Origin of the sequence: Bordetella genomosp. 10, assembly GCF_002261225.1 — a bacterium.
Classification (GTDB): domain Bacteria; phylum Pseudomonadota; class Gammaproteobacteria; order Burkholderiales; family Burkholderiaceae_B; genus Bordetella_C.
In genome coordinates this window covers 2,580,084-2,594,229 of the sequence record NZ_NEVM01000005.1, presented here as the reverse complement: position 1 = coordinate 2,594,229, position 14,146 = coordinate 2,580,084, and the positions used below count along the sequence as shown (strand labels likewise).

12 protein-coding genes and 1 pseudogene are annotated in these 14,146 nt (G+C 69.0%); 8 read left to right on the top strand and 5 right to left on the bottom strand.

Annotation, left to right across the window (positions count from 1 at the left end):
* Positions 1 to 52: 52 nt before the first annotated feature.
* Together CAL29_RS27730 and CAL29_RS27725 are read left to right on the top strand one after the other, a co-directional pair.
* Positions 53 to 997 carry a universal stress protein gene (locus CAL29_RS27730; protein WP_256977776.1) on the top strand — a complete coding sequence of 315 codons (945 nt, stop codon included), beginning with the start codon at positions 53 to 55 and terminating at the stop codon, positions 995 to 997.
* 108 nt (positions 998 to 1,105) lie between these two features.
* Entirely contained in the window at positions 1,106 to 1,297 is a 192-nt protein-coding gene (locus CAL29_RS27725; RefSeq protein ID WP_094856105.1) for a hypothetical protein, read from the top strand.
* Positions 1,298 to 1,346: 49 nt separating this feature from the next.
* Here CAL29_RS27725 and CAL29_RS27720 read toward each other — a convergent pair whose 3' ends face one another.
* Entirely contained in the window at positions 1,347 to 2,129 is a 783-nt protein-coding gene (locus CAL29_RS27720) for an exodeoxyribonuclease III (RefSeq protein ID WP_094856104.1), read from the bottom strand.
* Positions 2,130 to 2,245: 116 nt separating this feature from the next.
* Between CAL29_RS27720 and pyrE the strand changes: the two genes are divergently transcribed.
* On the top strand, positions 2,246 to 2,923 hold the full coding sequence (gene pyrE, locus CAL29_RS27715; RefSeq protein ID WP_094856103.1) for an orotate phosphoribosyltransferase: 678 nt from the start codon (positions 2,246 to 2,248) through the stop codon (positions 2,921 to 2,923).
* A 302-nt stretch (positions 2,924 to 3,225) separates the two neighbouring features.
* On the opposite strand, the gene gatB is transcribed toward pyrE, so the two are convergent.
* Genes gatB through gatC form a run of 3 tightly spaced genes read right to left on the bottom strand, consistent with a single transcriptional unit; the run spans position 3,226 to position 6,539 of the window.
* Positions 3,226 to 4,683, bottom strand: a complete 1,458-nt coding sequence (gatB, locus tag CAL29_RS27710; RefSeq protein WP_094856102.1) for an Asp-tRNA(Asn)/Glu-tRNA(Gln) amidotransferase subunit GatB — start codon at positions 4,681 to 4,683, stop codon at positions 3,226 to 3,228.
* Positions 4,684 to 4,686: 3 nt separating this feature from the next.
* A complete protein-coding gene (gene gatA, locus CAL29_RS27705) occupies positions 4,687 to 6,228 on the bottom strand; it encodes an Asp-tRNA(Asn)/Glu-tRNA(Gln) amidotransferase subunit GatA (RefSeq protein WP_094856101.1) in 1,542 nt (513 codons plus the stop codon).
* 2 nt (positions 6,229 to 6,230) lie between these two features.
* Positions 6,231 to 6,539, bottom strand: a complete 309-nt coding sequence (gene gatC, locus CAL29_RS27700; RefSeq protein ID WP_094856100.1) for an Asp-tRNA(Asn)/Glu-tRNA(Gln) amidotransferase subunit GatC — start codon at positions 6,537 to 6,539, stop codon at positions 6,231 to 6,233.
* Positions 6,540 to 6,832: 293 nt separating this feature from the next.
* Between gatC and CAL29_RS27695 the strand changes: the two genes are divergently transcribed.
* From CAL29_RS27695 to rodA, 5 genes and pseudogenes are all read left to right on the top strand, one after another.
* Complete coding sequence (locus CAL29_RS27695) at positions 6,833 to 7,876, top strand: rod shape-determining protein (protein WP_057653883.1); 1,044 nt, start codon at positions 6,833 to 6,835, stop codon at positions 7,874 to 7,876.
* A gap of 81 nt (positions 7,877 to 7,957) precedes the next feature.
* A complete protein-coding gene (mreC, locus tag CAL29_RS27690) occupies positions 7,958 to 8,857 on the top strand; it encodes a rod shape-determining protein MreC (RefSeq protein WP_094856099.1) in 900 nt (299 codons plus the stop codon).
* A gap of 28 nt (positions 8,858 to 8,885) precedes the next feature.
* Positions 8,886 to 9,410, top strand: a complete 525-nt coding sequence (gene mreD, locus CAL29_RS27685; protein WP_306430709.1) for a rod shape-determining protein MreD — start codon at positions 8,886 to 8,888, stop codon at positions 9,408 to 9,410.
* A gap of 18 nt (positions 9,411 to 9,428) precedes the next feature.
* Positions 9,429 to 11,267 (top strand): annotated as a pseudogene (gene mrdA, locus CAL29_RS27680) (penicillin-binding protein 2); the annotation flags it as partial.
* Positions 11,268 to 11,770: 503 nt separating this feature from the next.
* On the top strand, positions 11,771 to 12,907 hold the full coding sequence (gene rodA, locus CAL29_RS27675; protein ID WP_094856096.1) for a rod shape-determining protein RodA: 1,137 nt from the start codon (positions 11,771 to 11,773) through the stop codon (positions 12,905 to 12,907).
* A gap of 75 nt (positions 12,908 to 12,982) precedes the next feature.
* Here rodA and CAL29_RS27670 read toward each other — a convergent pair whose 3' ends face one another.
* The gene (locus tag CAL29_RS27670) at positions 12,983 to 14,113 is read right to left on the bottom strand and encodes an A/G-specific adenine glycosylase (protein ID WP_094856095.1); all 1,131 of its coding nucleotides are present in this window, start codon (positions 14,111 to 14,113) and stop codon (positions 12,983 to 12,985) included.
* Positions 14,114 to 14,146 lie beyond the last annotated feature (33 nt).

Genomic DNA, 14,146 nt, shown 5'->3' with positions numbered 1-14,146 from the left:
CGCCGGCAGAGCGGCGACGCCGTCCACAGCGGGGAGGGGGAGGGAGACGGTCATGCAAACTTCGTCTGGTTCTTCGATGCCGGCGGCGCCCGGGGAGCGTCGCACGCTCGGCCAGTCCCATGGCGGCGCGCCGATGGGCCCCATTCTCCTGGCGACGGACTTGAGCGGGCGCTGCGATCGCGCGCTGGATCGCGCCGTCCTGCTGGCGCGCCAGTTCGATGCGCCGCTGCTGGCGGTGCACGTGCTGTCGCCGCCGTATTCGCTGCCCATGGGCGCGCCGGCCCCGGTCGACCTGGAGAGCTTGAAGGAGCAGGCCGAGGCCCGGCTGTTGCGCGACCTGGAAAACATGGTCGACGGCGTGCGGCTGGCGGTGCGGGTGTACACCGGCGAGCCGGCCGCGCGCCTGCGCCAGGTGGCCGACGAGGAGAAGTGCGCCCTCATCGTGACCGGCGTGGCGCGCGACGAGACGCTGGGCCGCATGCTGTTGGGCACGACCGTGGAAAGGCTGGCGCGCGAGGCGTCGCAGCCGGTGCTGGTGGTCAAGCGCCGCGCCCGGACCCCTTACCGGGACGCCGTGGTCGCCACGGATTTTTCACCCGGATCGCGCTGGGCCTTGCGCGCCGCGCTGGCCTTGCTGCCGTCCGGGGCCCTGACCCTGTTCCATGCCTTCGAGCTGCCGCGCGGCCCGCTGCGCGATACGGCCCCGGCGTCGGAGACGGCCAAGGGCTTCCAGCGCATGGCCGAGGAGAACGCGATCGACTTCGTGAACGCCACGCCGGAGCTGCACGGCAAGCCGCTGCCCCGCATCCAGGTGGCCGCCGGCCGGCCCGAGCGCGTGGTGGTCGACTACGCGCGGCAAACGCAGGCCAGCCTGCTGGTGGCCGGCACGCATGGGACGGGCGGACTGGCCGGCGTGCTCCTGGGCAGCGTGGCCGACGCCTTGCTGGAGCGGGCGCCCTGCGACGTCATGGTGGTGCGGCAGCCGCGCCAGGGCTGAGCGCGGCGATTCGGTCACGCGCGGGCGGCCGAGGCGCTCGACAATGACGGCGCGTCCGGGCTATGCTCGGACACTTTCAATCGTCTTTCATCGTATCGAGGACAGGACATGGATGCCATCGAAGCCACCGTCGGCGCCGCCGTCGGCCTGCAGCAGGCCAATGCCTTCGCCGAGGCGCAGAACTCGCTGGTGCGCAAGGTGCTGGACAACCAGGCCGAGACCATCGCCAGCCTGGTCGATTCGGTGCCCCAGTTGTCTTCCTACGGCATGGTCGGCACGCAGTTGCACGTCACGGCCTGAGGCCGGCGCGGCGGGCCGCCGCGCGGCGCTTCCGCTCAGAATTTCACGCTCAGAATTTCAAGTCGTAGTCGATGGTCAGCGGCGCGTGGTCGGAGAAGCGCTGCTCCTTGTAGATGGCCGCGCGCCGCGCCGTGGCGGCGATGGCCGGTGTGGCGATCTGGTAGTCGATGCGCCACCCCACGTTCTTGGCCCAGGCCTGGCCGCGATTGCTCCACCACGTATAGGCTTCGCCGGTGGTGTCCGGATGCAGGCCGCGGTATACGTCGGCCCAGCCCAGTTCCGCCAGCACCTTGGTCAGCCAGGCGCGTTCCTCGGGCAGGAAGCCGCTGTTCTTCATATTGCCCTTCCAGTTCTTCAGGTCGATCTCCTGGTGCGCGATATTCCAGTCGCCGCACAGGATGACTTCGCGGCCGCATTTGAACAGCGTCGCCAGGTGGCCGTAGAAGTGCTCCATGAAGGCGAATTTCGCCGCCTGGCGGTGGTCGCCGCTGGAGCCCGAAGGCAGGTAGACGGAAATCACGGACAGCTTGTCGTAGACCAGCTCGATGTAGCGGCCCTCGCTGTCGATCTCGGGCACGCCCAGCCCCTCGATCACCTGCAGCGGCTGCTTGCGGGCGTAGATGCCGACGCCGCTGTAGCCTTTCTTCTCCGCGTAGTGGAAATAGCCGTGCAGGCCGGGCGGGTTGAGCATCTCCGTCGTCATGTCGGCGGCCTGCGCCTTGAGTTCCTGCAGGCAGGTGAAATCGGCCTTCTGCGCTTCCAGCCAGGGGAAGAAGCCCTTGGTGGTGGCGGAGCGGATGCCGTTGAGATTGGCGGAGATGACGCGGAGCATGGGGATTCCTGATTCTGTGGTTCGGCGCCGGGCCGGACGCGGTAGAGTAACTTAAAGCGCGCGTCGGCTGATCGCCGATAAAATGCCGGTTTCGCGCCACTTTCCGGATCGTTCGCATGTCCACGTCTTCCTCCGCCCAGGATTTTGTCCGTTTCGCCCTCGACCAGGGCGTGCTGCGCTTCGGCAGCTTCAAGGTCAAGTCGGGCCGCATCAGCCCGTATTTCTTCAACGCCGGCCTGTTCAACAGCGGCGCTTCCGTCGGCCGCCTGGCCGCCTTCTACGCCCAGGCCCTGATCGATTCGGGCATTTCCTTCGACATGCTGTTCGGGCCCGCCTACAAGGGCATTCCGCTGGCCACCGCCACCGCCGTGGCCCTGGCCCAGCATCCGGCGGCCGCGGGCCGCGACATCCCCTTCGCCTACAACCGCAAGGAAGCCAAGGACCATGGCGAGGGCGGCACGCTGGTGGGCGCGCCCCTGCAGGGCAAGGTCGTGATCATCGACGACGTCATCACCGCCGGCACCTCGGTGCGCGAATCGGTGGAAATCATCCGCGCCGCCGGCGCCGAGCCGGCCGCCGTGCTCATCGCCATGGACCGCATGGAACGCGCCGGCCCGGACGACGCGCTGTCGGCCCACTCCGCCGTGCAGGACGTCGCCCGCACCTACGGCATGCCGGTGGTCAGCATCGCCTCGCTGAGCGATATCATGGCGCTGCTGGAGCAGGACGCGCAGTTCGCCGATCACCGCGCCAACGTACAGGCGTACCGCGCCAAGTATGGCGTGACCGCATAAGGCCCGGACCGCGGAAGCTTCCCAAGCGGAAGCTTCACAAAACGAATCGCCCCGTGGATTGGAAATCATCCAACCCACGGGGCGATTCATTTATGCGGATTCCACAAGCCCGCCACGAGCCCGCCACAACCGTCCCAATCAATCGCAGGCACAGCGGAGCCGGCTCCGCCGGTCCGCCAGTGCCGCCCCCTTTGAGGGGGCCGCGCTTCGCGCGGTAGGGGGTGGGCTTAACCCTCCGGCTCCGCCGGTCCGCCAGTGCGGCCCCCTTGAGGGGGCCGCGCTCCGCGCGGTAGGGGGTGGGTTTAACCTTCCAGCTTCTGCTTCAACAGCTCGTTGACCTGCTGCGGATTGGCCTTGCCCTTGGCCGCCTTCATGATCTGGCCGACCAGGGAGTTGAAGGCCTTCTGCTTGCCGGCGCGGTATTCCTCGACGATGGCCGGGTTGGCGGCCAGCACTTCGTCGACCATGGCGCCGATGGCGCCGCTGTCGCTGATCTGCTTCAGGCCGCGCGCCTCGATGATGGCGTCGGCCTGGCCGCCGTTCTCGCCGGCCCACATGGCGCCGAAGACGTCGCGCGCGATCTTGTTGGAGACGGTGCCGTCGGCGATGCGCGCGATCAGCCCCGCCAGCGCGGCCGCGGGCACCGGCGACTGCTCGATGTCCTTTTCCTCGCGGTTCAGCGTGGCCGCCACTTCGCCCATGACCCAGTTGGCCGCCAGCTTGGCCTGGCCGGCCGGCAAGGCCTGCGCCACGGCTTCGAAGTAGTCCGCCATGGCGCGGCTGACGGTCAACTGCGCGGCGTCGTAGTCCGACAGGCCGTAGTCGCGGACGAAGCGATCGCGCTTGGCCGAAGGCAGTTCGGGCATGGACTGGCGCACCTGCTCGATCCATTCCGGCGCGATCACCAGCGGCGGCAGGTCGGGGTCGGGGAAATAGCGGTAGTCGTGCGCGTCTTCCTTGCTGCGCATGCTGCGCGTTTCGTCGCGGTCGGCGTCGTACAGGCGGGTTTCCTGCACCACCGTGCCGCCGTCCTCGATCAGTTCGATCTGGCGCCGCGCCTCGAACAGGATGGCGCGCTCCAGGAAGCGGAAGGAGTTGACGTTCTTGATCTCCGTGCGCGTGCCGAACTCGGCCTGACCCACCGGGCGCACCGAGACGTTGGCGTCGCAGCGGAACGAGCCTTCCTGCATGTTGCCGTCGCAGATGCCCAGCCACATCACCAGGCTGTGCAGGGCGCGCGCATAGGCCACGGCCTCGGCGGCCGAGCGCATTTCCGGCTCGGTGACGATTTCCAGCAGCGGCGTGCCGGCGCGGTTCAGGTCGATCCCGCTGGCGGGGGCGCCCGACGACAGGTGGAAGTCGTCGTGCAGGGACTTGCCGGCGTCTTCTTCCAGGTGCGCGCGCGTCAGGTTGACGGTCATCGGCTTGTCGCCGACGAAGAAGGACAGCGAGCCGCCCAGCACGACCGGCAGCTCGTACTGGCTGATCTGGTAGCCCTTGGGCAGGTCGGGGTAGAAGTAGTTCTTGCGCGCGAACACCGAGCGTTCGGCGACCTTGCCGCCCACCGCCAGGCCGAAGCGGATGGCGCGTTCGGCGGCGCCCCGGTTCATGACCGGCAGGCTGCCGGGCAAGGCCAGGTCCACCGGATTGGCCTGGGTGTTGGGCGCGGCGCCGAAGCGCGTGCTGCTGCCCGAAAAAATCTTGGAGTCGGTGGAAAGCTGCGTGTGCGTTTCCAGGCCGATGACGATTTCCCAGTTCATGTGTCAGGCGTCCTGCATGGACGGCACGCGGCGGTGCCAGTCGGTCACTTGTTGGTAGCGGTTGGCGATGGCCAGCAAGCGGCCTTCGTCGAAGTAATTGCCGATGATCTGCAGGCCGACCGGACGGCGCGCGTGCGCGCCCTGGCCGAAGCCGCAGGGAATGGACATGGCGGGCAGGCCGGCCAGGCTGACGCCCAGCGTGTAGATGTCGGCCAGCCAGTCGGCCGTCGGGTCGTCGCGGTTCTCGCCGATGTCCTTGGCCACCGTGGGCGCCACGGGTCCCATGATGACGTCGCACTGCTCGCCCAGCGCGCGCTGGAAGTCCTGCGCGATCAGGCGGCGCAGGCGCTGCGCCTGGAGGTAGTAGGCGTCGTAGTAGCCGTGCGACAGCACGTAGGTGCCGATCAGGATACGGCGCTTCACTTCCTCGCCGAAGCCTTCGGCGCGCGAGCGGCTGATCATCTCGTTCAGGTCGCCGTATTCGGCGGCGCGATGGCCGTAGCGCACGCCGTCGTAGCGGGACAGGTTGCTGGACGCCTCGGCGGGCGCGATGACGTAGTAGGCGGGGATGGCCAGCTCGGTGCGCGGCAGCGAGACCGGCACGCGCACCGCGCCCAGTTCCTCGAACTGGCGCAGCGCGGCTTCCACCGCGGCCTGCACGTCCGCGGCCAGGCCGTCGCCGAAGTATTCGGCCGGCACGCCGATGCGCAGGCCGGCCAGCGGGCGCGCGCCGGCGCCGTCATGGCGGGCTTGCGCCGCGGCGAAGTCGCGGCCGATGCGGCCGGGCTCGTTCACCGCGCCGTCGCAGCGTTCGAGGCTGGTGGCGTCGCGCGGGTCGAAGCCCGCCATCGCGTCGAGCAGGGCCAGGGCGTCGCGGCTGCTGGCGGCCAGCGGGCCGGCCTGGTCCAGGCTGGAGCCGAAGGCGATGATGCCGAAGCGCGAGACCGTGCCGTAGGTGGGCTTGATGCCCGTGACGCCGCACAGCGCGGCGGGCTGGCGCACCGAGCCGCCGGTGTCGGTGCCGGTGGCGGCGGGCACCAGGCGGGCGGCCACCGCGGCGGCCGAGCCGCCCGAGGAGCCGCCCGGCACGGCAGCCGTGTCCCAGGGGTTGCGCACCGCGCCGAACGCGGAGTTCTCGTTGCCCGAGCCCATGGCGAACTCGTCGCAGTTCAGCTTGCCGATGGAGACCGCGCCGGCCTGTTGCAGGCGCTCGACCACGGTGGCGTCGAAAGGGCTGACGTAGCCGGCCAGCATCTTGCTGCCGGCGGTGCTGCGCCAGCCGCGCGTGACGAAGGCGTCCTTGTGCGCGATGGGGATGCCGGCCAGCGGGCCGGCGTTGCCGGCGGCGATGGCGGCGTCGGCGGCGCGCGCCTGCGCCAGCGTCAGCGCCGGGTCGATGTGCAGGAAGGCGTTCAGGTCCTGCGCGGCCTGCGCCGCGTCCAGGGCGCTTTGCGCCAGTTCCACCGCGCTGACCTTGCGCTGGTCCAGGGCGGCGCGCAGGGCGGCGATGTCGTCGAATTCGGTATGCAGGGCGGGTTTCGTCATGGTCATTCCAGAACCTTGGGAACCAGGAACAGGCCGTCGGCCGCGTCCGGGGCGTTGGCCAGCAGTTCCGCGCGGCGCTCGGGCGACCCGGCTTCCGTGACGGCGTCCTCGCGCAGGCGCAGGACGACGTCCTCGTGCGCCGACAGCGGGTGGGCCAGGGGTTCGACACCCTCCGTATCGACGGCTTGCAGCCGTTCGATGATGTGCAGCATGCCGTTGAGCTCGTCCTGGGCACGCGTCAGGCGTTCCGGGGTGAGCTCGATGCGGGCCAGCCGGGCGATGCGGGCCACGTCTTTTTCGTTCAGCGCCATGGGAATGTAATAAATGTTGAGGCAGGCGGGTCGGGAGCGGCCGCCGCGTCCGGGCGATCGTCCCGGGCGCGGCGCAGTGGCGTCCCTGGCGGCGGGGGCGACCGGAGGCCCATCCGAGGGCCAGGTCTTTCCGTTACAAACCAGGGAATAGCCGGAAAAAGCCGCCTATTTCCCGGGAAATTATAAGTTATGATTCACGGTTTAATTGCTGCACCCGTAGGCGGGCCTGCCCTGCAGGCCAACGCCCGGTAGCAGCGCGTACCCAATTCCTGAATTTAGCTGAGCCACCATCCATGTTCGGATTTCTGCGTAGTTATTTTTCCAGCGATATGGCGATCGACCTTGGCACCGCCAACACGCTGATCTACGTTCGCGGCAAAGGCATTGTGTTGGATGAACCCTCGGTCGTCGCCATTCGTCACGAAGGCGGCCCCAACGGCAAGAAGATCATCCAGGCAGTCGGTCACGAAGCCAAACAAATGCTGGGACGGGTTCCCGGCAACATCGAAGCCATCCGCCCGATGAAAGACGGCGTCATCGCCGACTTCACCGTCACCGAACAGATGCTCAAGCAGTTCATCCGCATGGTGCATCCGCGCAATATGCTGGCTCCCAGCCCGCGCATCATCGTTTGCGTTCCCTGCGGCTCCACGCAGGTCGAGCGCCGCGCCATCCGCGAATCGGCCCTGGGCGCCGGCGCTTCCCACGTCTACCTGATCGAGGAACCGATGGCCGCGGCCATCGGCGCCGGCCTGGCGGTTTCCGACGCCAGCGGCTCGATGGTGGTGGACATCGGCGGCGGCACCACCGAAGTGGCGGTGATTTCGCTGGGCGGCATGGTCTACAAGGGGTCGGTGCGTGTCGGCGGCGACAAGTTCGACGAGGCCATCGTCAACTACATCCGCCGCAACTACGGCATGCTGATCGGCGAACCCACCGCCGAACTCATCAAGAAACAGATCGGTTCCGCCTTCCCGGGTTCGGAAGTGCGCGAAATCGAAGTCAAGGGGCGCAACCTCGCCGAAGGCGTGCCGCGCAGTTTCACGGTATCGTCCAACGAGATCCTGGAATCGCTGACGGATCCGTTGAACCAGATCGTTTCCGCCGTCAAGATCGCGCTGGAACAGACGCCGCCGGAGCTGGGCGCCGACATCACCGACAAGGGCATCGCCCTGACCGGCGGCGGCGCGCTGCTGCGCGACCTCGACCGCCTGCTGCAGGAGGAGACCGGGCTGCCGGTGGTGGTGGCCGACGATCCGCTCACCTGCGTGGTGCGCGGCTGCGGCGAGGCGCTGGAGCATCTGGAAAAGCTGGGCGCCATTTTCATCAACGACTGATTTATCCCGCCTTTCCGACGCTACCTGCCGGGTGGCAGCGGCGGGGCGGCCTGGAACCGGGCTGCGCGCCTGTGAGTATCCATGCCCCAACATCACGGCACCGCTCCGCGGCTATTCAGACAAGGACTGCCCGCCGAAGCCCGGCTGGTCGTCCTGGTCGTGCTCGCCCTGGTATTGCTGCTGGGCGACGCCCAGTGGCACGTCATGGAACCCCTGCGGCGCGCCGTCTCGGTCGTGCTCTATCCCTTCCAGCGCGTGGTGCTGCTGCCGCGCGACGTCGTGCAGCAGGTCAACGAGTGGTTCAACGCCGCCAACCTGGTGCGCAGCGAGAACGAAGCGCTGCAGCGCCAGCGCATCGAACTGGCGCAGGTGGCCACGCACGCCGCCCAGCTCGCCGCTGAGAATTCGCAGTTGCGCCGCCTGCTCGGCGTCACCGACACGCTGTCGCAGCAGGCGGTGGTGGTGGAGGTCCTGTACGAGCCGCCCAATGCGTTCAACCAGCGCCTGGTGTTCAACAAGGGCAGCAGCCAGGGCCTGGCGCCGGGCATGCCGGTCATCGACGAAGGCGGCGTGGTCGGGCAGATCGTGCGCGTCACGCCCATGACGGCCGAGGCCGCGCTGGTGACGGACGAACAGGTCTCCATCCCCGTGCAGTTGCTGCGCAACGGCCTGCGCCTGATCGCGTTCGGCGGGAACTCGCCGGGCAATATGGAAGTCCGATACCTGTCGGCCAATGCCGACATCAAAGAAGGCGATACACTCGTGACCAGCGGCGTCGGCGGCCTGTTTCCCGCCGGCCTGCCCGTGGCCAAGGTGAAGTCGGTCGAGCGGGACACCGCTTCCGGCTTCGCGCGCGCGTTGTGCGAACCCCTGGCCCATCCCGAGCGTTATCGCCATTTCCTGGTTCTGCAGGTGGACGTGGGTCGTGCCGAGTCCAACCGCAAGGAGGCCGAGCCCAGTGAGCCGGACAAAGCAGACTGAATCCTCGCTGCCGGACCGCCTGTCCCTGGTGCGCCCGCGGCGCTCGGTCGAACCCGAGCGCTTGGCGCGGCCCGCGCACGGCTTCCTGGTATGGGGTTCGCTGATCCTGGTGTGGCTGGCGTCGCTGCTGCCCTGGCGGCTGTGGCCGGAGGCGCCGGACGTGCTGATGCTGGTCATCGCCTTCTGGTGCGTGCACGAGCCCCGGCGCGTCGGCATGGTCACCGCCTTCGTCTTCGGGCTGCTGATGGACGTGCACGACGCCAGCGTGCTGGGCGACACGGCCTTGCGCTACACCCTGGTGGCCTACGGCGCCATCATCCTGCACCGCCGCCTGCAACGTTTCGACCTGTGGGGCCAGGCCGTGCACATGCTGCCCATTTTCTTCAGCGCGCACCTGCTGACCACCGTCATCCATGCCTGGATGGCCGGCAAGTGGCCGGGCTGGGGATGGGCGGTGGGCGTGGCGCTGACGACGGCGATGTGGCCCCTGGTCGGCTGGGTGCTGCACCTGCCCACGCGCGGCGCCGACGACGTCGAATCGGCTTCGGTCTGACGGCCGCGTTTTCGCCTCATGTTCGAATTCAAGAAAACCGGCTTGCAGCAGAAGCAGCGCTTTCGGCTGCGGGCCTGGGTCGGCGGCCTGTTCGCCCTGGCCTGCTTCGCCGCGCTGATCGGCCGCTTCTGGCTGTTGCAGGTGGATCGCTACGAAGGCCTGTCCGAGCGCGCGGACCGCAACCGCATCGCGGTGGTGCCGATTCCGCCGCGGCGCGGCGACATCCTCGACCGCAACGGCGTGGTGCTGGCGCGCAACTACCGCACCTACACCCTGGAAGTCGTGCCGGCCAACGCCGGCAACCTGGACCAGTTGTTCCAGGCGCTGACCCAGGTGGTGTACGTCAGCCCGACCGACCAGCGCCGCTTCAAGCGCAAGGTGGCGGAATCCAGCCGCTACGCCAGCCTGGTGCTGCGCAACAACCTGAACGAGACCGAGGCCGCGTGGTTCGCCGCCCATGCCTTCCAGTTTCCGGGCGTCGAGCTGCGCGCGCGCTGGGTGCGCGAGTATCCGCAAGGGGCGTCGGCCGCGCACGTGGTCGGCTACATCGGCCGGATCGCCGATAACGACGTCGAGGAACTGGACGCCGCGGGCGAGCTGGGCAACTATCGCGGCACGGAGAACATCGGCAAGAAGGGCATCGAGAAGACCTGGGAGAAGGAGCTGCACGGCCGCACCGGGCTGGAGGAGGTCGAGGTGACCGCCGGCGGCCGGCCCGTGCGCACCTTGCGCCGCATCGATCCGGTGCCGGGATCGGACATCCAGTTGTCCATCGACATGGGGCTGCAGAAGGTGGCGGAGGAGGCCTTCGGCAACCAGCGCGGCGCCCTGGTGGCGATCGACCCGGATACCGGCGAGGTGCTGGCCTTCGTTTCCCAGCCGTCCTTCGACCCCAACCTGTTCGTCGACGGCATCGACGTCGACAACTGGCGCATGCTCAACGACTCGCCGGATCATCCGCTGATCAACCGGCCGCTGTACGGCACCTATCCCATCGGCTCGACCTACAAGCCCTTCGTGGCCATGGCCGCGCTGGAGCTGGGCAAGCGCCGCGCCACGGACCGCATTCCCGATCCCGGCTATTTCGAGTTCGGCGGCCAGAAGTTCCGCAACGCCGCCGGCGCCGTGTTCGGTCCGACCGACATGCACAAGGCCATCGTGGTGTCCTCCGACACCTACTTCTTTTCGCTGGGGCCGGAGATCGGCGTGAACGCGCTGCATGACTTCACCAAGCAGTTCGGTTTCGGCCAGATCACCGGCATCGACCTGGAAGGCGAGAAGCGCGGCGTGCTGCCGTCCACGGAATGGAAGCGCAAGGCCTACAAGGACAAGGACAAGCAGCGCTGGTACGCCGGCGAAACGATTTCGGTGGCCGTGGGCCAGGGCTACAACGCCTTCACCCTGCTGCAACTGGCGCAGGCCACCGCCACGCTGGCCAACGACGGGCTCTACCGCAAGCCGCACCTGGTGCATGCCATCGAGGACCCGCGCACGGGCAAGTACAAGCCCACGCCCAACGCGCCCGACTACCAGATTCCGCTGCACAAGGAGAACCTGGCCGTGGTCAAGGGCGCCATGGCCGACGTGGTGAGGGTGGGGACCGCGCGCCAGGCGTTCCGCGGCGCGGCCTACCAGGCGGCCGGCAAGACCGGCACGGCACAGGTCTACAGCCTGCGCGGCGCGCGCTACCACGCCAGCGCGGTGGACGAGCGCCTGCGCGACCACGCGCTGTTCATGGGCTTCGCGCCGGTGGACCATCCGCGCATCGCGGTGGCGCTGATCGTCGAGAACGCCGGGTGGGGCGCCAGCGTCGCCGCGCCGATCGCGCGCAAGGTGGAGGATTACTGGCTGCTCAGGGATCATGGGGAGCAGGGGCAGGAGCCGCCGCGCACCCCCAATGTGGCGGCCAGCGACAACGCCGCCATCGACCGCGCCGGCCTGAGCGCCGCCGCCGGCCGCGCCGCCGCCGTGGCGCGCAAGGCCGATGCCTTGGCGGACACCGAGGCGGCGGATGATGCGCCTGGACGCGGCGAGGCCGGCGACGGCCACGGCGGCGAGCCCGAGAGCGTGGGCCGGGTGGCGCCGTCGCGCAATATGGCCGTGCCCGCCGATGCGCCCAACGATCCCGTGCCCGGCCGGCCGGGCGGCCTGTCGTCGGCCGGCGTGGCCCCCGGCGCGCCGGGCTCGCGCAACGCCGGCAACGCGGCCGCGAATACCGCGGCGGGCGGCACGCCGCGCCCGTCGCGCACGCCCGAGGCGCTCCGGGACCCGGATCCGCGGCCGGCGCCAGGCGGCCTGCGCCAGGTTCCCGCGCCCAGGCTGGCGCCGCCACCCGCCGGCGGCGCGCAACAAGGACGTCAATGAAACGCATCGCCCTTATCCTGCTGCGCATCTTCACCGCGTTCGATTGGCCGCTGTTGCTCATCCTGATCATGTTCACGGCCTTGGGCCTGACCGTCATGCATTCGGCCGTGGGCAGCACCGACTGGCGCTTCGCCGACCAGTCGCGCAACTTCCTCATTGCCTTCTTCGCCATGTGGGCCGTGGCCCTGACGCCGCCGCCGCTGCTGATGCGGCTGGCGCTGCCTTTCTACATCCTGGGCGTGGCCCTGCTGGTGGGCGTGGACCTGTTCGGCGAGACCAGCAAGGGCGCGACGCGCTGGCTCAATCTCGGTTTCACGCGCATCCAGCCCTCGGAAATGCTGAAGATCGCCCTGCCCATGATGCTGGCCTGGTACTTCCAGCGCCATGAAGGGCAGGTGCGCATCCGCGACTTCCTGGTGGCCGGCGCGCTGCTGGTCGTGCCTTTTTTCCTGATCGTGCGCCAGCCCGACCTGGGCACCGCCCTGCTGGTGTTCGGCGCCGGCTTCTGCGTCATCTACTTCGCCGGCCTGTCCTTCAAGCTGCTGATACCCGTGGTGCTGGCGGCCGCCATCGGCGTCGGCACGCTGGTGTCCTATGAAGACCAGCTATGCCAGCCCGACGTCGACTGGGTGGTCCTGCACGACTACCAGAAGCACCGCGTCTGCACGCTGCTGGATCCCAGCTCGGACCCCCTGGGCAAGGGCTTCCATACCATCCAGTCGATGATCGCCGTCGGTTCCGGCGGCCTGTACGGCAAGGGGTATATGAAGGGCACGCAGACGCACCTGGACTTCATCCCGGAGCGCACCACCGATTTCATCTACGCGGTCTACGCGGAGGAATTCGGCCTCTACGGCGGCGTCATGATCCTGGTCCTGTACGGCCTGCTGATCGCGCGCGGGCTGACCATCGCCACCCGCGCCACCACCCAGTTCGGCCGCCTGCTGGCGGGGGCGCTGACCATGATGTTCTTCATCTACGTGTTCGTGAACATCGGCATGGTCACCGGCATCCTGCCGGTCGTGGGCGTGCCCTTGCCCTTCATGAGCTACGGCGGCACGGCCTTGCTGACGGTCGGCGTGGCTTGCGGGATGCTGATGAGCATCAACCGCTACCGCGGGACCAAGGCGTAGGCGCCGGCGCAGAGGCCGGCGCGCCTGATCCCGCCACGCGGCGGGGCCGCGATGCGCCGCCGCCGGCGCGCCGGTTCAAGCCGGCAGCATGTGCGGCAAGCCCGCCGCGAACAAGCCATCCAGCAGCTTGCGCACCGGCGCCGGCAGCGCGACGTGGGCGAGCTCGGCCTCGTCCACCCAGCGTTGCGGCGCGTCGAGCGCGGCCGGCGCTTGCTTCAGGGAAACGAACCAGGGCCGCACGTGCAGGCGGAAGTGCGTGAACGTATGCGCGAAGGCCGCCAGTTCGCACAGTTCGCCGGGCTGCGCGCCCAGCGCCTTGCAGGCCGCCGCCGCGTCTTGCGCCGGATCGAATTCCGGCAGGCTCCAGAGACCGCCCCAGATGCCGGGGGAGGGCCGCTGCTGCAACAGCACGCGGCCGTCGTGGCGCAGCACCAGCATGCCGGTGCTGCGCTCCGGCGTCGCCTTGCGGGCCTTGGGCGTGGGCAGCTCGGCCTGGCGTCCTTCGATGCGGGCCACGCAGGTCGCCTGCACCGGGCAGCGCGGACAGTCCGGCTTGCCGCGCGTACAGAGGGTGGCGCCCAGGTCCATCAGGCCCTGGGTGTAGCTGGCCATATAGCCGGCCACAGCGTCGCTTTCCGGCGTGGCCGCGGCGGCAGCAGCCACGGCCGCCAGGACGCCGGCGTCGGCCGGCGCCGACGCCACCTGCTCCTCCGCCAGGGTCCACAAGCGCGTCTCCACGTCGCGCTTGGACGGGTCGCCGGCGATGCCGAAATGCCGCGTGAACACCCGCTTGACGTTGCCGTCCATGATGGGCGCGGTCTCGCCGTAGGCGAAGGCCGCGATGGCGGCGGCGGTAGAGCGGCCGATGCCGGGCAGGGTGGCGATGCCGGCAGCGTCCGGCGGAAAGCGGCCGCCCCAGTCGCGCACGATCTCCTGCGCGCAGCGATGCAGGTTGCGCGCCCGGGCGTAGTAGCCGAGGCCCGCCCAGTAGGGCATGACCTCGTCCTGCTCGGCCGCGGCCAGCGCCGCCAGGTCGGGAAAACGTTCCAGGAAGCGTTCGTAATAGGGGATGACGGTGCTGACCTGGGTCTGCTGCAGCATGATCTCCGACAACCAGATGCGGTACGGGTCGCGGGTGTTCTGCCAGGGCAGGTCGTGACGGCCATGGCTGCGTTGCCAGGCGACGATGCGGGGGGCGAAATCCATGGCGTGATTATGCACCTCGGGCGCCCCGACCGG